Source organism: uncultured Eudoraea sp., from assembly GCF_947490415.1.
Lineage (GTDB): Bacteria > Bacteroidota > Bacteroidia > Flavobacteriales > Flavobacteriaceae > Eudoraea.
Genome location: NZ_CANLGX010000001.1, coordinates 184003 through 202706, shown reverse-complemented (window position 1 = coordinate 202706; position 18704 = coordinate 184003). Strand labels below are relative to the sequence as shown.

At 38.4% G+C, this 18704-nt stretch carries 17 protein-coding genes and 1 tRNA gene; 5 read left to right on the top strand and 13 right to left on the bottom strand.

What is annotated here, in order from left to right:
- Positions 1-59 precede the first annotated feature (59 nt).
- Entirely contained in the window at positions 60-1061 is a 1002-nt protein-coding gene (locus Q0874_RS00850; RefSeq protein ID WP_299158148.1) for a glycoside hydrolase, read from the top strand.
- An 85-nt stretch (positions 1062-1146) separates the two neighbouring features.
- The gene (locus tag Q0874_RS00845) at positions 1147-2187 is read left to right on the top strand and encodes an N-acetylmuramoyl-L-alanine amidase (RefSeq protein WP_299158147.1); all 1041 of its coding nucleotides are present in this window, start codon (positions 1147-1149) and stop codon (positions 2185-2187) included.
- 24 nt (positions 2188-2211) lie between these two features.
- Here Q0874_RS00845 and Q0874_RS00840 read toward each other — a convergent pair whose 3' ends face one another.
- From Q0874_RS00840 to Q0874_RS00820, 5 genes are all read right to left on the bottom strand, one after another.
- Positions 2212-2919, bottom strand: a complete 708-nt coding sequence (locus Q0874_RS00840; RefSeq protein WP_299158146.1) for a TIGR04283 family arsenosugar biosynthesis glycosyltransferase — start codon at positions 2917-2919, stop codon at positions 2212-2214.
- Complete coding sequence (locus tag Q0874_RS00835) at positions 2906-3658, bottom strand: DUF547 domain-containing protein (RefSeq protein ID WP_299158145.1); 753 nt, start codon at positions 3656-3658, stop codon at positions 2906-2908. The genes Q0874_RS00840 and Q0874_RS00835 overlap by 14 nt, the downstream gene beginning before the upstream one ends.
- 86 nt (positions 3659-3744) lie before the next feature.
- The gene (locus Q0874_RS00830; RefSeq protein WP_299158144.1) at positions 3745-4560 is read right to left on the bottom strand and encodes a purine-nucleoside phosphorylase; all 816 of its coding nucleotides are present in this window, start codon (positions 4558-4560) and stop codon (positions 3745-3747) included.
- Positions 4561-4564: 4 nt separating this feature from the next.
- Positions 4565-5185, bottom strand: coding sequence for a TIGR04282 family arsenosugar biosynthesis glycosyltransferase (locus Q0874_RS00825; protein WP_299158143.1), 621 nt, complete (start codon positions 5183-5185; stop codon positions 4565-4567).
- 13 nt (positions 5186-5198) lie between these two features.
- A complete protein-coding gene (locus tag Q0874_RS00820; protein ID WP_299158142.1) occupies positions 5199-5690 on the bottom strand; it encodes a rhodanese-like domain-containing protein in 492 nt (163 codons plus the stop codon).
- A gap of 117 nt (positions 5691-5807) precedes the next feature.
- Here Q0874_RS00820 and Q0874_RS00815 point away from each other — a divergent pair, with 117 nt between their 5' ends.
- Entirely contained in the window at positions 5808-7376 is a 1569-nt protein-coding gene (locus tag Q0874_RS00815) for a glycoside hydrolase family 32 protein (protein ID WP_299158141.1), read from the top strand.
- A 4-nt stretch (positions 7377-7380) separates the two neighbouring features.
- Here the strand turns inward: Q0874_RS00815 and uxuA are convergent, their stop codons facing one another.
- The 8 genes from uxuA to Q0874_RS00775 all read right to left on the bottom strand — a co-directional run bounded on the left by uxuA (position 7381) and on the right by Q0874_RS00775 (position 16552).
- Positions 7381-8541 carry a mannonate dehydratase gene (uxuA, locus tag Q0874_RS00810; protein WP_299160074.1) on the bottom strand — a complete coding sequence of 387 codons (1161 nt, stop codon included), beginning with the start codon at positions 8539-8541 and terminating at the stop codon, positions 7381-7383.
- Positions 8542-8546: 5 nt separating this feature from the next.
- Positions 8547-9362 (bottom strand): SDR family oxidoreductase, encoded by an 816-nt coding sequence (locus Q0874_RS00805; RefSeq protein ID WP_299158140.1) that lies wholly within the window; start codon positions 9360-9362, stop codon positions 8547-8549.
- A gap of 115 nt (positions 9363-9477) precedes the next feature.
- Positions 9478-10881: a glucuronate isomerase gene (gene uxaC / locus Q0874_RS00800; RefSeq protein ID WP_299158139.1), complete on the bottom strand. Its 1404-nt coding sequence runs from the start codon at positions 10879-10881 to the stop codon at positions 9478-9480.
- Position 10882: 1 nt separating this feature from the next.
- Positions 10883-12199, bottom strand: coding sequence for an ADP-ribosylglycohydrolase family protein (locus Q0874_RS00795; RefSeq protein ID WP_299158138.1), 1317 nt, complete (start codon positions 12197-12199; stop codon positions 10883-10885).
- A complete protein-coding gene (locus Q0874_RS00790) occupies positions 12196-13167 on the bottom strand; it encodes a phosphotransferase (protein WP_299158136.1) in 972 nt (323 codons plus the stop codon). The genes Q0874_RS00795 and Q0874_RS00790 overlap by 4 nt, the downstream gene beginning before the upstream one ends.
- A 200-nt stretch (positions 13168-13367) precedes the next feature.
- Positions 13368-14798 (bottom strand): alpha/beta fold hydrolase, encoded by a 1431-nt coding sequence (locus Q0874_RS00785; RefSeq protein WP_299158134.1) that lies wholly within the window; start codon positions 14796-14798, stop codon positions 13368-13370.
- A gap of 127 nt (positions 14799-14925) precedes the next feature.
- Positions 14926-15858 carry an NAD-dependent epimerase/dehydratase family protein gene (locus Q0874_RS00780; protein ID WP_299158132.1) on the bottom strand — a complete coding sequence of 311 codons (933 nt, stop codon included), beginning with the start codon at positions 15856-15858 and terminating at the stop codon, positions 14926-14928.
- Positions 15859-16479: 621 nt separating this feature from the next.
- Positions 16480-16552 (bottom strand) — tRNA-Phe (locus Q0874_RS00775).
- A 141-nt stretch (positions 16553-16693) separates the two neighbouring features.
- Between Q0874_RS00775 and Q0874_RS00770 the strand changes: the two genes are divergently transcribed.
- Positions 16694-17422 carry a type III pantothenate kinase gene (locus Q0874_RS00770; RefSeq protein ID WP_299158130.1) on the top strand — a complete coding sequence of 243 codons (729 nt, stop codon included), beginning with the start codon at positions 16694-16696 and terminating at the stop codon, positions 17420-17422.
- Positions 17423-18694, top strand: coding sequence for a hypothetical protein (locus Q0874_RS00765; RefSeq protein WP_299158127.1), 1272 nt, complete (start codon positions 17423-17425; stop codon positions 18692-18694).
- Positions 18695-18704 lie beyond the last annotated feature (10 nt).

Below are 18704 nucleotides of genomic sequence, written 5' to 3'. Positions count from 1 at the left end.
CTTTAAATTTACATCAAGATTTATTACCTTATTTTTGTAAATATCCTTATATATGAAATATGAAGAGATTCGGGTTTCTAATATTGTTAATTCTTCAACTGTCTTGTAACAGCCAATCGGTAAATAAGATTAATGGAATTAGTTTTGTTGCTTCCAGGGATAAAGCCGTGCAGGAGCATGTAGATGCTTTCCTCAATATTCACGCGGATCATGCAGCCGTAATGCCATTTGGTTTTATAAGAGATGTTTCAAGCCCGGAAATAATTTTTGATACGGACCGCCAATGGTATGGCGAAACCCAGGGTGGTGCTAAACAGTACATTGAACTATTGCGGGCAAACAACGTTAAAGTGATGGTAAAGCCCCAAATCTGGATAAGGCGTGGGGAATTTACAGGGGGTCTAAAGATGGAAAAAGAAGAAGACTGGAAGATTCTGGAGGCATCCTACGATAAATTTATGCTTACTTATGCCAAATTAGCCCAGGATACTAAAGCTGAAATTCTTTGTATTGGTACAGAACTGGAGCAATTTGTGATGAACAGACCAAAGTATTGGGAAGATTTAATTGTAAAAATCCGAAAGATTTATAAAGGTAAATTAACCTATGCTTCAAACTGGGATGAATACAAACGAACCCCCTTTTGGGAATCCCTTGACTATATAGGCATCGATGCGTATTTTCCTTTATCTGATGCAAAAACCCCAACGGTAGAGCAGTTAAAGGCCGGTTGGAAACCCTGGAAAGATAATATTGCTGCTCTTTCAAAAAAAACCTCCCGTCCAGTACTTTTTACCGAATTTGGATATAGAAGTATGGATTATACCGCAAAAAAACCATGGCTTGTTGATAGAAATGAGGAAGGCGTGAACCTGGAAGCTCAGGTAAATGCCAAGAAAGCTATTTTTGAAGAGTTTTGGCAGGAAGACTGGTTTGCAGGAGGGTTCGTATGGAAGTGGTTTCTTAATCACGAAAAAGCAGGAGGGGGAATGGATAACAGATTCACGCCTCAAAATAAACCTGCCGAAGAAATCATTAAATTGTTTTATCAATCTAATTGATCACTATATTTTATTCCATTTTTTCTATTCGTATGTACTTGCAATTTGGCAACATTTTTGATAATCTTTGTAAAAATTGATTATTGTGCCGCAGAATCTTATAAAACCACTTTTAATACTCCTATGGTTTCCGCTCTTAACTTTGGTGGCACAGGATTCGCTGAAATCAGTTGTCGCTGAAAAAGGGGATGGTATTTATTCTTTGCTTCGCAAGCAGGGAGTTGACCCTTATATTACCTATGATGATTTTATTGCTCTTAACCTGCCAAGACTTAGGGACAGTCTGCATTTGTATGAAGGAATGGCCTATGTCATTCCTAAAACAACAGGAGATAGTCTGGAAATCGTTAAAGAAGATACTAAAATAGCAGGAATAAAAAATTCTGTAAAAGCAATTTCCTATGATATTTTTGGAGAGAAATATGCCGAGGTAACTGGTAAAAGCGAGCGTTTAAAAGGCACAGTATATTATTTGATATCAGGACATGGAGGTCCTGATCCAGGCGCTATGACCCAATACGCCGGGAAATCTATTTCAGAAGACGAATATGCTTACGACGTGACCCTAAGGTTGGCAAGAGAATTACTTTCCCATGGGGCACAGGTTTATGTTATAGTGCGTGATCCCGATGACGGTATTCGCGATGAACGAATTCTGGAAATGGATAAGGATGAGTTAATCTTACCTGACCAGATCATTCCTTTGGACCAAAAAGACAGGCTTGAGCAACGTGTAGATGCCGTAAATAAATTATATCTGAAACATAAAGGGAAACATCAACGCCTCGTGGTTACTCATGTCGATAGTCGTAGTAAAGGACAAAATATTGATGTTTTTTTCTATTACCACGAGAAAAGTAGTAATGGTAAAAAACTTGCTGAAAGCATTCACAATACATTTAAAAAGAAATACAAAAAGTATCAACCCAACCGAAGCTATTCGGGAACTTTTGAAGATCGGAGTAATCTTTACCTGGTCAAGAAAACCTTGCCTGCAATGACGTTTATAGAAATTGGGAATATTCGCAATAAAAAAGACCAGCGGCGGATATTGGATTACGATAATAGGCAGGCTTTGGCAAAATGGATTTCAGAAGGAGTAATCCTGGACTACGAGACGAAATAGTTGCCTGCAAATCCGCGGAATAAATTACACAGAAATTTTTCTTTTATAGTAGCGGTACAACTGTTCGGGATCTGCCCCGAAATAATTCTTAAGATGAATTATTCCAAAGTAGAATTGAAGTTTTAGCTTCCCTATTTGCTCATATTTACGCGCTGAGGTTTGCACTTTATCCGGAAGAATCTTAAAATTAGTAAGCTCATAGAGACGGCTTGTGAATTCGTTATCCTCATATATTTTGTAACTTTCATCATAGCCACCAGAAGTATGGAATAATGCTTTGGTGATAAAAAGGGATTGATCTCCACCTCTGCATATCTTATGATTTATTCTGCTAAACCAGGAAAAGAAACTCAAAAAACGGCTATTGCTATCAAATTTCATCCTAAAACATCCGGCTTCATCACCTTTTTGAATAGCATCTATGATTATCCTGTCAAAGTTTTTTGGAGGAAAAGTGTCTACGTGCAGAAAGTACAGAATATCACCTGCGGCATGTTTAGCGGCATAATTCATCTGTTTTGCACGACCTTTTTCAGAACTGAGTACAACGGCATCAAATTTTGAAGCGGCCTCTATCGTGGCATCAGTACTGCCACCATCTACCACAAGAATCTCTTTTATGTTGGAAGAGCTTCCATTTTTCTGAATATAATCTATAAGCTTAACTATATAGCTCTCTTCATTCAGAACAGGAATAATAATACTTATAGAGGGCTTATTACTTAATTTCATTTAAACTCCAATTGTATTTAAGATATTCAATTTTCGCATCAGGATTAATGGATGATTTTAAATATTGGTTCAAATAAACTATTAAGGACCCGTTATTTTCAAAATCTTTTTTATACCATTTGAAGATCTTGGACAATGCTACTTTATTTTCAGATATTTTATTTCGGCTGGGGTCATTTACAAAGTCTTTCGAAGCCTTATCCAATTGTTTCTCCAACTTTCCTTCCGTATAGGCTTCGTTTAGTAATTTTGGACATGAATATGAGGCGCAGTTGATCGCAAAATGAATACGGGGTTCATTCATCTTTCTTAGGATCTGATGCTCTATTTCTCCTAATGAAATGAATTCTCCGCCATATTCGATCCACGCTCTGTCCCAGGGTTTATTTATATCTCTTATGCTGGCCAAAGGATAATTATCCAAAATTAGTTTAACCGTGGCGGCATTGTAAAGATTTATATAGTATGCCAGTTTTTTTTCTCTGGACCAGTTTTCACTTACCGTATTACTACCTAATTGCTCTAAGTACCGGTTTAGAGTTTCTGATTCCTTTTTAAATCCCCGATAGTCTACATTACCTTTCTCGTCAACGAAGCTATGCAGCAATCTGTCCCAGCTTTTGTGGTCTGCTTCACCGTATATCTGTTCACTGGTAATTGGAACTAAATCCAATGTGTCCGACGAGAGCAAAATCGGCTGGAATAGAAAGAATAAAAACAGGTAACTTATTTGGAGCATTGTGTATTTTAAAACTTTAGTTGAATTAGTAGTTTAAACCTTACACCAAATCAGGTATACTTAAGAACTCATATCTAAAGTTCATATTATAATTCCTTTATTAATTCCATAAATAATTTTATCATTTTGGGTTCGGTTTCTTCTGCGACCTTAATTATTTCGTCAATATGGACGGGCTGCAGATTGTCAGGATCGCATTCATCAGTAAGCACGGACACAGCCACCACAGGAAGATTTAAATGGTTGGCCACAATTACCTCAGGCACTGTACTCATACCAACGGCATCTGCCCCTATAGTTCTTAACATCCGATATTCTGCCTTAGTTTCCAGTTGGGGCCCAACGACAGAAGCATACACACCACTATGCAATGTAATATTTTCGCGGACTGCAATTCCTTTAATTTTTTCACACATTTCAATATCATACGGCTGGCTCATATCCACAAAACGAATCCCAAAATCAGCTACATTTTTAAATGCCAAAGGCGATCCGCCCTGAAGATTAATATGATCATCTATAAGCATGATATCACCTTTTTTATAGTTGAGGTTAATAGCCCCGGCTGCATTGGAGATGAACAACTTTTTTATTCCCAGTTCGTGCATGACCCTTATAGGATAGGTAACATCATCAAACTCATAGCCCTCGTAAACATGAAAACGACCTTGCATAACCACTACTTTTTTATTTTCGAGTGTGCCATAAATAAGCTTACCACTATGAAATTCAACGGTAGCCAACGGGAAAAATGGAATGTTATGGTAATGGGCTACAACACCGGATTCTATATGGTCTACCAATCTGCCAAGTCCTGTACCCAGTATAATCCCTATTTCAGGACTTTCAAAGCCTTTATTTCTGAGGTAAAGGGATGATTCTTCAAGCTGTTTTTTGGTCATAGGCTCAAATTTTTACAAAGGATTGAAAAACATCAAACTCTTTTAAATCTTCGTAGACGTCAATATCATTTTTGATTTGCAGGAGTTTTACCTTTTTATGATTTAAGTTTTTGAGGGTATCTTCCAGGACGGTTTCTGTGCCCCAATTCTTGTTTAAGAATATCTCCTTGTTCAATGTCTTCATTCCCAGGAGATAGTAACCTCCATCTGCTGCCGGACCTATTACAAAATCAGAATTTTCCAAACTATTAAAACCTGCTTCAATGGTTTCACTATTTAAGTCATAAATATCACTGCCAATAATGATAATCTTTTGATAACCTCTTTCAAATCCGGATATAAATGCATTATACATTCGTTCTCCCAAATCATTACCTTCTTGCAACTGTTTTGCGTAATTGCCTTTATCCCATAAATCATTTTCGGGTATTTCTTCTGAATAATAAACTTCTTTTGAACAATTAAGGTCTTTAGTAATCTTAGCCGTATGCTGCAATAAGATCATATAAATATCCAATGCCGCCTGATCCCCTATAGCCGCCGCCAATCTTGTCTTACACTTTCCTAATTTGGGGTTTCTGGTAAAAATAAGTAGTAATCGGTCTTTATTTTCTTCCAACTTCATATATGAATTAATCCTAATATACTTTTTCTGCCTTGGTCAGATATTTCCCCCAAAGCTTACCAAAGGCGTGTACTTTTTTGGTTTTTTCACCTTTAGCAGTATAGACCGGGTAACCCTGATTGCTCCATTCAAAAATACCACCATATAAATTTTTTGTGTTGAAATAACCAGATTCTAAAAGTTCTTCACCAATATTCTCAGATCTGACCCCTATGGAACAATAAACCACAATATTTAAATTTTTATCAGGATATTTAGTTATCACATCTGCCAATTTAAAATCATCATAACCTACCCAGACGGCATTTTTTATATGACTTACCTCATATTCTTCCCATTCTCTTGTGTCTAAAATAATTTGGTTTTTTTCATTTTGTAATTCTGAAACAGAAATGTAAGGGACACTTTCACTATTATACCAATCAAGAGCCTGGTCTATAGTTGATTGTGCATTAGCCGAGAATAGGAGAAAAAAGAAACATGAACATTTGATAAAAAGATGCATCGCTACGAATTATATCCAGGTGTAAAGATACTCATTTGGATAAAAATTTATCCTATCTGACGGTGGTTTTCGGGTCCAATAAATAAAATGTATTTTTATAAAAATCGACTGTTTGTTATGAGAAATTATATCCTATTTAGCCTTCTGAGCATACTATTTTTTTCATTTTATTCCTGTAAAAATAAAGAAGAAGAAAAAAATACAGAAATGACTTCTATGCCAGAAACAACTTTTTTTAAAGAGCCATACAGGCCACAATTCCATTTCACACCAACAGAGATGTGGATGAATGATCCTAATGGACTGGTTTATAACGAAGGAATATATCATCTTTTCTATCAGTATTACCCTCAAGATATTGTTTGGGGACCAATGCATTGGGGTCATGCCACAAGCAAGGACCTGGTATATTGGGAGCATAAACCGATTGCTTTATTTCCGGATGAAAATGGTTATATTTTTTCAGGCAGTGCTGTTCTTGATAAAAATAATACGTCCGGTCTGGGTACTCTGGACAATCCTCCTCTGGTAGCTATTTTTACCTATCATGATATAAACAAGGAAAAAGATGGTTCGAACGATTTCCAGACTCAAGGGATAGCTTATAGCCTGGACAACGGCGAATCGTGGACTAAATATCAGGATAATCCGGTTCTGGGAAATGAGGGTATTCGCGATTTTAGAGATCCCAAAGTTTTCTGGAATGAACCAACTCAAAGTTGGATCCTTGTATTGGTGGCAGGTGACCACGCACAACTTTACAGGTCTGACGACCTAATTTCCTGGACCTATCTAAGTGAATTTGGTAAAGAATCAGGGGCGCATGGAGGTGTCTGGGAATGCCCCGATCTGTTTCCGCTCAAAGTATCTGGCTCGGAAGAGGAAAAATGGGTGCTTATTATTAGTATAAATCCGGGGGCACCAAACGGCGGAAGCGGGACCCAATATTTTATTGGTGATTTTGACGGGACCACATTTACCTCAAATCAACAGGCAGAAAAATGGATAGATTGGGGAACGGATAATTATGCTGGGATTACTTATAACAATGAACCAAATGACCAGCGGATATTTATCGGATGGATGAGTAATTGGGCCTATGCAAGAGACACGCCAACAAAGGAATGGCGAAGTGCTATGACCGTTCCAAGAAAGTTATCACTTATTAAAGTGGGCAATTCATATGAATTGGCTAATTACCCCCTGGATGATTTTGGAACCGTCTTTAAATCGGAATTTAAAAAGGACCTTGAATTGGCAGCGGGTGAGTCGGAAACTATCGCTTTTGACAATTATAATCAATCCGAAATAAGGTTTAAAACCACGAATCGAAATTTTGAAATTTCTTATAATAATAGTTTAGGCGAGAAACTGGTATTGACCTTAGACGGGGATCAGGAATTGTTTTTATTAGATAGAACTAAGTCGGGCAAAACCGCGTTTAAAGAAGATTTTGCAAAAAGTGTTCATAAAATGCCGATCAGGAACTTGCCTGAGGGGGAAATAGAAGTGCGGATTTTGATGGATTGGTCGTCTATAGAAGTTTTTATAAATAATGGGCAATATGTAATGACGTCGCAAATATTTCCCAATGAATCGTATACAAATCTTATTTTCAAGAATTCCTCTTCCTCAGTATTGACTATTAATGCATTAGAGGTAAACAGGGCAGAATCTATCTGGTAGGGATTCAGGTATTTTGATTTAAGATTCCATACATAAGCCCTCGCAATTCCGCGAGGCCTTTTAGACGTCCTATGCCGGAATAGCCCGGATTTGTCTTAATATCCAGGTCGTTTAACAATTGCTGCCCGTGATCCGGGCGCATAGGTAATTGTTTGTTTCTTTTCTCCTGCAATTGAAGGAGTTCCTTCACCACGCCGTACATGGGCACATCACCTTCTAAGTGGCAGGCCTCATAAAAGTTGCCATCCGCATCCCTTCGGGTACTTCTAAGATGAACAAAGTGAATATGATCTCCATAGTCCTTTATGATTTGCACCAGGTTATTATCTTCTCTTACGCCGAGAGAACCGGTACAAAATGTAATCCCATTATTAGGGCTGTCGTTTTCCGATAGGATACGCTTTATGTCCGCCGCCGTACTCATAATTCTTGGCAGACCGAGTATGGGATAAGGTGGATCATCCGGATGTATAGCGAGAAAAACATTATTTTCTTCAGCCACAGGAAGTACTTCATTCAGAAAAAGATGCAGGTTTTTTTCCAAAGTTGGGGTGTCAATATTTTGGTAATTATTTAAGGCCTCCTGAAACTCCTTTAGTGTATAACCTATCTCTGCCCCGGGAAGATTATCTAAAATGGTCCTTTTTAGTTTTTCAATTGCTGCTGCGTCTAAATTTTCGTAATAAGTTTTGGCCTTTTTAATGATTCCGGGAGGATAAGATTCCTTAGCTCCCTGACGCTTTAGAATAAAACAGTCGAAAGCGGCCAGAGCTCTCATTTCAAAATTTAGTGTTCTTGCTCCGTTTGGTAGTTTATGATCCAATTCTGTGCGTATCCAATCTAATATGGGCATAAAATTGTAGCAGATAATGTTTATGTCTTCTGAGGCAAGATTTTTGATAGTTAACTTGTAGTTCTCTATAAGTTCCTGAAAATTTCCACTCCGCCTCTTAATAAATTCATGAACGGGAACACTTTCTACAACAGACCATCTGAGTCCCGCATTTTCTATAAGACGTTTTCGGTTTTGTATGGCCTCTTTAGTCCATACCGCTCCATTTGGAATTTCATGTAAAGCTGTTACAATGCCAGTTGCTCCTGCCTGTCTTATATCACTTAAGGTTACAGGGTCATTAGGCCCGTACCATCTCATTGTTTGTTCCATTGTCTTCATACCCCCGAATATGCATTAAATCCGCCATCTACCGGAATAATTGTCCCGGTAACAAATTTTGAGGCATCGCTGCTAAGCCATTGAAGCACCCCAAAGAGTTCATCCGGATTACCAAATCTGCCCATAGGGGTATTCTCAATAATTTGTCTGCCACGTTTTGTTAATTTGCCATCTGTCTCGGTAAGTAAAGTGCGGTTTTGTTCGGTTAAAAAGAAACCGGGAGCAATAGCATTTACTCTTAAATCCGCGCTGTGTTTGCTGCAAAACTCAATAGCCAACCATTTGGTCAGGTTATCAATAGCGGCCTTTGCAGAACCGTAACCCAAAACCCGGGTTATGGGCCTTTGAGCGGCCATGGAAGAAATATTAATAATACTTCCTTTTAAATCTTTTAGAAATAAGGGCAGGAATGTTTTTATTGGGAGGAAGGAACCCAGATAATTCAATTCCATAACTTTATTTAATTCATCTATCCTGGCATCCAATATGGTCTGCTCCGGAGTAATTACTGCCCCTGCCATATTCCCTCCTGCCAGGTTAACCAGGACATCTATTTTTCCAAATTCATTTTCAAGTTCCAATTTTGCACGCTCTAAATCTCGCTCATTTGTTACATCGGCGATCAGGGGAAATACTTTATGCCGATTACCTTTATTTTCTGCGATTAGCGCATTTATTTTATCCGGATTTCTGCCTAGGGCAACTACTCTGGCACCTTGTTCTGCCAGATAGGCTGTCATGGCCGAACCTAAAACACCGGTTGCACCACTAATTACAATAATTTTGTCGTCTACAGAAAACAATTCAGACATGATAAGATGTTAAGTATATTTCTATTTTTGAATGGCAAAAACTAAGATTCCCGGAATCCGATTAGTCTTTCCAAATATAACTTAAGAAAGTTAAATTATTAAAGTACTTCTCAAACTAAAATGGAAAATAAGCCTTTGCATTATGGTAACAGATATCTGATACAATCTGACCCAACCATTTTTCATCTTCCGGTAATTCTCCATTTGCAACGTCTTTACCGATAAGATTGCAGAGTACTCTCCTAAAATATTCATGTCTTGGAAATGAAAGAAAACTGCGAGAATCTGTTAACATCCCAATAAAACAACTAAGCAGGCCAATATTGGAAAGCGAGTTCAATTGTTTTTCCATCCCGTCTTTCTGATCTAAAAACCACCAGGCAGAACCAAATTGAATTTTACCCTTGACGCTTCCATCATTAAAATTGCCAACCATCGCAGCAATAACTTCATTGTCAGCAGGGTTCAAATTGTAAATAATAGTTTTGGCAAGTTGGTTTGTACTATCCAGGGTGTCCAGGAAGTTACTCAGTGACAGTGCCTGCGAAAAATCCCCTATAGAATCAAACCCGGTGTCCGGCCCCAAACGTTGAAGCATCCTTTGATTATTATTTCTGAGGGCACCGAGATGAAATTGTTGTACCCATGCATTTTTATGGTAGCATTTGGCAAGAAATTTTAATACTTCAGATTTAAAATAAGCGACTTCATGTGAATTTAGTGATTCCCCATTTTTTAATTTTTTAAAGATTTTGGAGCTATCAAAGCTTTCATTTTTGTAGATAGGGAGGGAATCCAAGCCGTGATCTGCTAATCTACAGCCATTTTCATGAAAGTAATTTATTCTTGATTCCAAGGCGGACAGAAGGTCCGTATATGAATGAATAGAAGCATTGGTAACTTCTTCCAATTGGCCTAAATATTTAAGGAAAGCGTTGGTATTTTCAACGGCATACGCTTTATCCGGCCGAAATGCCGGCAATAATCTTAGGCCCTGGTTCTGTCTCGCTTTTTTATGGTATTCAAGCGTATCCAAAGGATCATCCGTGGTGCATACCACTTCAACGTTCATTTGCTTCAGAAGACCTAAAGTGCTCCGTGAGGGAAGTTGTAATTGTTCAGAGCAAGTATCATAAATATTTTGGGCATTATTTTGGTCCAGGAGCACATCTACATTAAAATAACGCTTTAATTCGAGGTGGGTCCAATGGTACAAAGGATTTCGAACTGTATATGGTACAGTCTCTCCCCACTTTAGAAATTTTTCCTGATCTGTGGCATTTCCGGTAATATATTTTTCTTCAATACCAAGAGTCCGCATAGCTCTCCATTTATAATGGTCTCCGTTCAGCCATACCTGAGAGATATTATCAAATTGAAAATCTTTTGCTATTTTCTCAGGCGACAAATGATTGTGGTAATCAATGATTGGTAAGTTTTTGGCATAATCGTGGTAAAGCCGGCTGGCAAATGGGGTCTGCAATAAAAAATCTTCATGTATAAAATTATTAACCGCCATTTTAGTTGGTATTTACGGTTTCAGGCAACATAGTTCCAACCATCCTCGAAGCAAGTTCTTCCAGATCAATACCCAATTGCTCTCTGTTTACGCGAAGTACTTCAGTGCTTAATTCTACAGGTAAATTAGTATAACCGTCCTTTGCCCCCAGGATCATTCCGGCCACTGCGGCCACTGTATCATTGTCTCGCCCGTAATTTACAATAAACTGTATGCTCTTTACAAAATCACCTTCCCCAAAGGCCAATCCGGCAATCATAATTTGCCAGATTTCACCGGCATGAAAAGCAATTGCCTTTTCGTCTTTTTCCAATAATGCGTAAACAAATTCCTGTTGTGCCCAATCGGTTTTAGTCCCGCTAAAATGATCGGGAATATTTATCTCCAATGAATCCGTTAATCTTAGAGAATCTGAACTTTTAATTTCCCGGGACAGGTTTACATATTTTCTGGTGGCGTTTGCTGTGTTATAGGAAATACGGCCTACAAGTCTACTGTCTTGATAGCGCATAGGATCAATAAAAACGGCAGTATTAAGTATGGAATCCATGTTCGTGGTTCGCATGGCCATTTGGGTCATCGCTGCTACCAGCCCTGAAATGTCTTTAGCGTATCCAAGATCAAAAAGTGAATGTTTGTAAGCTGCAAGATATGCTATCTCCGGATTAGGTTCTATCAAACCAAACATAGGCGTGTATAACATTCCGGCACAGGACATTTCCCCTCCATAAAATCTATTTTGAGCTTCCAGATAATCTCCCGTACTTTTCTGGTAAGCCAGAGCTACCCGGGCCCATTCTTTAATCCAGTCTACCTTTTCTAATCTGGCGTCCAGGGCATCAGGAGAAGCTAAAATTTCCTTATCACCCAGCCTGGAAGCTATAGATTGATAATAATCTGTAATAAATTTTGCAAAATGTTTTGCATTTAGGTCGGGGGAATAGGTATCAAAATATGAAACCATAAAGTACTTCCATCGGGTATCATCCGTGGTAGCACCGGCATTCAGGTTATGCTCCCAGGTTCCTTCAGGAGATTGTATGCGTTCTGCAGGGGTAAGCCCTGTGATATAACCATATTTATGCTGAATGTCAGATCTGTGCCACATCTCAGTAGAAGCACCCATGGCATCACCTATGGCAGAACCAACTAAGGCGCCCAAAACCTTGTCATATAATTCTTCCTTGTTTAAAACAAGAGAATCCTGGGCGTAAGCAGATTTCTTAGGCTCAGGGATATCTATTTCAGCCTTCTGATCCTTGCATGATAAGATGATCACAGACAAAAACAAGGTGATAATAAAAAAATTATATTTCATACTAATATCATTTTTCTTGCAAGTTGTAAAAGATAGTCTTTTTCCTCGATAGTTCGTTGCAACGGTAACTGTGCCAGGCCAATTAAACGCCTCATAATTTCAATACCAGCTACCTGAGAAACGAGATTATTATTTACTTCTCCTCTATAAAGTCCCATTACGGTGGCTAAAGAGGAATCATCCATTGTGGCCATAATAAGGTGAGCTGTCATAACCCCCAGATCGAATTCCCTAAAACCAATAAAACTGAATTCGGGATCAATAATAAAAACCTCATTTTCCAGCTGCATCCAGCTACCCGGGTAATAATCACCATGGATCAAAACGTTTCCTTTAGAAAGGTATTTGTCGCCAAGTTTGTGCACTTCGGTTTTTATGGCTGTATCTTTTTTATAGGGGAGCGATAATTCCTGCAGACCTTCCTGGATATCATCTAATTGAAATCCGTTGTCTTCCATAAATGGGAGAACAAAAATATGTTGATGATTTAATTGCCTCAGCTCCCAATTTTCAGGAAAGTTTTGCACATTACCCACTTTGTGAATGGCTTTTGAAATGTTTACTAGTTTTTCCAGGATTTGAAAGGACATCTTTCGGTCTGCGTAACAGGAGGTCATATCATCACACTGTCCGAGATCTTCCATTTGTATTAAATAATTCTTTTGATCAAATTCTAAAATAGCGGGGATGTGGGCTGATATCAAAGCTCCTTGCACAGCCTCATAAAACTTATATTCCACCTCAATCCTGTTAAGAGGGGCTTCAATTTGCTGGAACTTTTGTACATAGGGTCGCGATTGTTTTAGAATAAAGGAACGTTGATTCGTATTTACCCGAAGCACAACATTCATATTACCCTCCCCAGGTTTCGAAATAACACGTATCTTTTCATCAGCATTCAGCCAGTTTTTGGATTCCAGGAATTCCTGAAGAGTATTAATCGAGGTATTGGTATCTATAGAAATCAAGGTGAAAACAATTTTATTGCAAGATAGTCTCAAAACAAAAAAATACTTACGTTACACTAAAATTTTTATACTCATTGAGACCCGGGGATTTTTGAAACTTGCGATAATTTTTTTACACCTCAACGATTTTTAAATTACAAATGTCATTTAAGAGTGTTTATGAAATGGCGTGATTCTTAGACTTTAGGTAAATGAGACTTTTACTCCAAATATATATTTAAACAAGAGGTGTTAAGTTGCCCATTTGGGTTATTCATAAAATCTATCATAACCTGGTTTTTGCATTCCTGATTTCCACTTCCATGTCCTCCTTCATCAAGGATTAATAGTTTTCCCTTGCTCAGGTTTTCCATAAATAAAACACCATTTTTTGGAGGGGTAACAGGATCAAATCTATTTACGAAAACTAATGTTGGGATATCAGAATCCAGGAATTTTCGCTCTTCCAAGGGTAAGTTATTGGTATGCCATTTCTTCCCGGCGATGTAAAAAGCATCAAAAAAGCCCAGTTTGACAGGTATTAAAGGATATTTTTTATAGTCCTCTAAAATGACTTCTGCTGTATTGGCCGGATTAAAATTTTCAAATTTTTCTACAGACAACAACATAGTAAGGTTTAGTCCTCCGGTTAACTCATATTCAAACTGCAGTACTTCATTAATAACCTCTCCGCTGCCCTCCTTTAAAGCTTTTATAAGCTCTGGCGCCTTTTCCCTCGAGTTACTTTGATACAGCAACCTTCTCAATAGGTAAACCCCGTCCTGGGCATTGATAGTTACATTTATTGAATCATTCATGGTGACTGTCAATGGCTTTTGCTCCAAAATCGAAATCGCTTCAAAATAATCCTCTTTTAGCATTGGATATTGTTTCTTGCAATCGGGATCATTTTCACAATACTCGAAAATTCGCCCTAGAGCCAGTGAATAGCTGTCTAAGCGATTAAGAAGAAAATCACCGCTAAGCGGAGAAGGTGAATCCAGTACTGAAGAATGAATGTAATTAGGGAACATATCCTGGACCACTCTGGCTATACGAGTACCATAAGAACCCCCAAACAGATTGTATTTCTCATAATCCAAATGCTTAAAAAGCATTCCTACATCCTTCGCATTTTGAATTGAATTATAATACCCCGGGTTAATATCTTGTGCCTCACATTTCTTTTTATATTTAAAAATCAAGTCTGTCATCAATACCAATTCCTCTTCTTCATCGGCGTCTTTGGCCATTATATCAAAGGCATCAAAAGACATGTCGGGCAAGGCAGAGGAATATCCAATGCCGCGTTGGTCAAAAAGAATAATATCGCGTTCATTTCTCATGGGGTGTTCCAATAAGAAACCAACCATACCCTGACTCAGAGAATTACCACCCGGGCCGCCAGAAAAGAAAATCATCGGAAATGCAGCAGAAATACTGTCTTTGGCTTTTAAAACTATATAGGTAATCTGAATTTGTTTACCATCGGGCTCATCATGATTTTCCGGAACCAAAATGGCACCGGCCTGTACATCTTCTCGCTCCGGGAGCCAATCCAACCCCTTGGGATTTATGAATACAGGCTCATTCTGAGCCTTACAAACAAGAGCAACAAGGAGTAGTGATAGATATAAAATAATTTTTCTCATGACTGTACTAATTAAATATTGGTATTAAGTTAGTTTAAGTTTTAAATTATATACAAAGGCTCCTGGTTCAGCTTCTTTTTACATTCCATTTAGCCTTTTTTTTGATTTTTATTCAATGTCAAGCTATTTAATTCCTGTAATCTAATTTTATAATTTCCCTTATTCCATCCAAATAGGGGGTTGGTTTAAAATCAAAATGATTGGTAAACTTGTCTGAATTAAACACATACTCCCTGTCGTATTGGTACATCATTTCGGGCATTTCCCGCATCAAAGGAATAAAAAGCCCAAGCAATTTTACAATGAATTTTGTAGCTGTCTGGGTTTTAGGTTTTACATTCATTTCTTTGGCAATTGTGTCAATCCATTCCTGTCCGGTGAAGGGATTTTCGGCCGTTGGCAAGTGCCACACCTGGTTATAAGCCTTTTCAGAATTGCCAAGAAGTGCAGTTGCCTTACCTGCGTCGGGAGTATAAGTGAAAGAGTGCTTAAAATTTGGGGAAGCCATCCAATTTGCCTTTTTCCCGCTGCTCAGGGGTTTAAAAACAGTCTCGGTTAACATACTCGTATTTTTTATTCCCGGCCCATAAAAATCTGCTGAACGCGCGATAAGTGCAGTAAGCTTTCCTTCTTTTACTTTAGATAGGATCATTTCTGCTATTTCGGCACGTATTTTTCCTTTTTTGCTGGGAGGGTTAATCGGTGTTTCCTCGTTCATCCCGTTTAAATGATCCGGGTCGTACATATAGATGTTGTCAAAGAATACCAATTTGCAATTATGTGTATTACAGGCATCAATTATATTAGCGGTGAATTTAGGCCAGTTTTCCTTCCAGATTTTTAAATTATACGGAAATCCGACAGTTACATAAACTATGGTTGAACCTTTTATTGCTTCATTTACTTCAGAAGGATTTAGAAGATCTGCAGGGAAAACTTCATCTGTCTCATGCACTTTTTTGGGATTCCTGCTCACCAATCTAATTTGGGAGGTGTACTCTTTTAAGGCTTTGGCAAGTTCAATTCCAATAGCGCCGCCTGAACCTAAAATTGTTTGCATACTTGATTTAATTATCGCCCAGGGGCTTTTTCTTAATAGTAGAGTATGAAGTTAGTAATTATCTTTTATTTGGGCGTGGATTACAGCAAGTTCATCTAAAGAATTTATAGAGTTTCTCCAGGGCTAACTGCGCTTTGCTTGTTGTTCCTTCGGAACCTCTCCTGAAAATTCCAAACCCTCCTGACTTCTGAAGTTGGTTTTTTGTTTTTCAGACCCTGAAAAAAGCAGGCTTTTATAGGTTCCATTTCATTACCTCCCACTTCGCGCCTCATTTTTTCCTTCTTCGTACTTCATTTTTTCCTCCAGGACTAACTCCCCCGATAGTTATCGGGGTCGTTGTTCCTTAGGAACCTCTCCTGACAATGCCAAACCTCGCTGCCTTCGGCAGGGTTTTTTTTATTTCCCCGATCCTTAGGAAAGTGAACTTTCCACGTCCGATGAAATAAAAAAACCCGCTTCTTGTTACAAGAAGCGGGTTTGGCGCTTTAAGTGGTACCTCCAGGAATTACCGCTGCGGCTTTCAGCCTATGCGGCATAGACCTCGATTCGCTTGGCCGGCGCCAAACAAAAAAGCACGCAATAATGCGTGCTTTTTGCTGTAGCTCCCACTCGCTACTCTTGTGGTACCTCCAGGAATCGAACCAGGGACACACGGATTTTCAGTCCGTTGCTCTACCAACTGAGCTAAGGTACCTTATTTTTGGGCCAGCACCCTCCGTAGCGTAAGCAAAAGCGTAACGCGAAGGAGGGGGCAAATATACTTTCAAATTTAGGAACTACAAACAAAAAAGAAAAAAAAGCCCGCTGTTTTTTTTCATTTTATAATCTTTGTGTTATGAACCTCATTGTAGACGCGGGAAATACCTATATAAAGCTGGCCGTTTTTAACGGGCATAGCCTGTTATGGCAACAAAAGTTTGAACCAGAGGACTTTCCAAAGATGGTGAGAAAGGTATTTAAAAAATATCCTGCTATACAAGCAGCCATTGTTTCTTCAGTAGGTGTTTTAGACAAAAAATATATTTCGGTATTGTCTGTTTTTGTTGAGGTACATTTATTGAGTCATAACAGCAAAATTCCCTTTAAGAATTCCTATGCTACGCCTCAGACCTTAGGGATGGACAGGGTGGCGCTCGCCACAGCAGCCTTCTACCATAATCCTGATGCTAATACCCTGGTCATTGACGCAGGCACTTGTATAACTTACGATATGATAAATGACTATGGGGAGTATCTGGGAGGTGCAATTTCTCCCGGCTTACGTATGCGTTATAAGGCACTGCATGAACATACTTCAAAGTTGCCTTTGCTGGAACCGGAGAATTTTATTGATATAATAGGAAACTCTACAGATGCAAGTATCCATAGTGGTGTTTTAAATGGCATTTGCAGGGAGATAGATGGGGTCATAGGCCAATACCAATCGCGATTTGAAGATTTAACAGTTATTTTAACAGGCGGTGACGCTCAAATTTTGTCTAAACGATTAAAAAATACCATATTTGCGCATTCTAATTTTCTCCTAAAAGGCTTGAATTATTTACTGGAATACAACAAACGCTAGATGGTAAAGAAAATCGTATTGCTAATACTCTGCTTAACGGCGATAGCATCATACTCCCAGAGTGGTAACGGAACCGTATCACCTTATTCTTTTGGCGGGATAGGAGATTTTAGACCGCAGACTACAATAGAAAATCAGGCTATGGGAGGATTAAGCATGTATACCGATAGTATTCATGTCAACCTAAATAACCCTGCGGCTTACGGAAAACTCAGGTTAGTAACATATACCGCAGGAGGTGGGCATAAAGAAGTAAAATTAAAAGATTTTACAGATAAAGAAAGTTCTTCGGTCACCACTCTTGAATATATTGCCCTGGCATTTCCAATATCGCCAAAGTTTGGAGTTGGGTTTGGAGTTCTTCCTTATACGGCGGTGGGTTATAATGTTTTTTCTCAAACAACTAATGCCACCCAGGATACGGTTGTAAATCAGTTTTCCGGGGATGGGGGATTAAATAAAGTATTTTTATCAGCTGGATATGAAATTACTAAAAACCTGCATGTTGGGGCAACAGTAAATTTTAGCTTCGGGAACATACAATACCAGAGTGTTCAAAGTATTTCAGGAGTGCAGTATGGTACAATAAATATCCGTGAATCTGAGATTAGCGGGTATGATTTTAATTATGGAGCAACGTATACCCCCAGGATTAAAAATAAATACACTTTATTTAGTTCAGTTACCGTGAATACACAGGCCAATCTGGTATCTTCAAACACTGAAAGATTGGGTTCCTTTTCGTTAAGTACAGGAGAGGAAATTGAAGTAAGAGATGTAAATTTAGAACCTTCAAATCTTAGGAACACAGAACTGAAAATACCAACAACAACTACTTTTGGACTTGGGATAGGTCGGGATAAAAAATGGTTTATAGGTGCAGAATATAGTTTACAGGCGGTGAGTTCGTTTAGAAATGCTTTTATTGACCCCGAAAATATAGCCTATGAAGATGCCAACACCATTAGAGTAGGCGGATATTTTGTACCCGATTATGCATCATTTACCAGTTATTTGAAAAGAATCACGTACAGGGCTGGTGCGCGCACTTCCAAAACAGGATTGATAGTCAATGATACCTCGATAAATGATTTTGGCATAACTTTTGGTCTTGGGTTACCAGTTGGAGGAGGTTTTTCCAATATGAATATTGGTTTTGAATATGGTAAACGAGGTACCACGGTAGCGGATTTAATTGAGGAAACTTATTTCAAAGTCAGTGTAGGACTATCATTCAACGATAAATGGTTCCAAAAAAGGAAAATAAATTGATAAAAATTTA

Excerpts from the sequence above, each read along its gene's own strand:
- Q0874_RS00850 (WP_299158148.1), top strand. The coding sequence starts at position 60 with ATGAAGAGATTCGGGTTTCTAATATTGTTAATTCTTCAACTGTCTTGT.
- Q0874_RS00840 (WP_299158146.1), bottom strand. The coding sequence starts at position 2,919 with ATGAAATTAAGTAATAAGCCCTCTATAAGTATTATTATTCCTGTTCTG.
- Q0874_RS00835 (WP_299158145.1), bottom strand. The coding sequence starts at position 3,658 with ATGCTCCAAATAAGTTACCTGTTTTTATTCTTTCTATTCCAGCCGATT.
- Q0874_RS00830 (WP_299158144.1), bottom strand. The coding sequence starts at position 4,560 with ATGACCAAAAAACAGCTTGAAGAATCATCCCTTTACCTCAGAAATAAA.
- Q0874_RS00825 (WP_299158143.1), bottom strand. The coding sequence starts at position 5,185 with ATGAAGTTGGAAGAAAATAAAGACCGATTACTACTTATTTTTACCAGA.
- Q0874_RS00820 (WP_299158142.1), bottom strand. The coding sequence starts at position 5,690 with ATGCATCTTTTTATCAAATGTTCATGTTTCTTTTTTCTCCTATTCTCG.
- Q0874_RS00815 (WP_299158141.1), top strand. The coding sequence starts at position 5,808 with ATGAGAAATTATATCCTATTTAGCCTTCTGAGCATACTATTTTTTTCA.
- uxuA (WP_299160074.1), bottom strand. The coding sequence starts at position 8,541 with ATGGAACAAACAATGAGATGGTACGGGCCTAATGACCCTGTAACCTTA.
- Q0874_RS00805 (WP_299158140.1), bottom strand. The coding sequence starts at position 9,362 with ATGTCTGAATTGTTTTCTGTAGACGACAAAATTATTGTAATTAGTGGT.
- uxaC (WP_299158139.1), bottom strand. The coding sequence starts at position 10,881 with ATGGCGGTTAATAATTTTATACATGAAGATTTTTTATTGCAGACCCCA.
- Q0874_RS00795 (WP_299158138.1), bottom strand. The coding sequence starts at position 12,199 with ATGAAATATAATTTTTTTATTATCACCTTGTTTTTGTCTGTGATCATC.
- Q0874_RS00785 (WP_299158134.1), bottom strand. The coding sequence starts at position 14,798 with ATGAGAAAAATTATTTTATATCTATCACTACTCCTTGTTGCTCTTGTT.
- Q0874_RS00780 (WP_299158132.1), bottom strand. The coding sequence starts at position 15,858 with ATGCAAACAATTTTAGGTTCAGGCGGCGCTATTGGAATTGAACTTGCC.
- Q0874_RS00770 (WP_299158130.1), top strand. The coding sequence starts at position 16,694 with ATGAACCTCATTGTAGACGCGGGAAATACCTATATAAAGCTGGCCGTT.
- Q0874_RS00765 (WP_299158127.1), top strand. The coding sequence starts at position 17,423 with ATGGTAAAGAAAATCGTATTGCTAATACTCTGCTTAACGGCGATAGCA.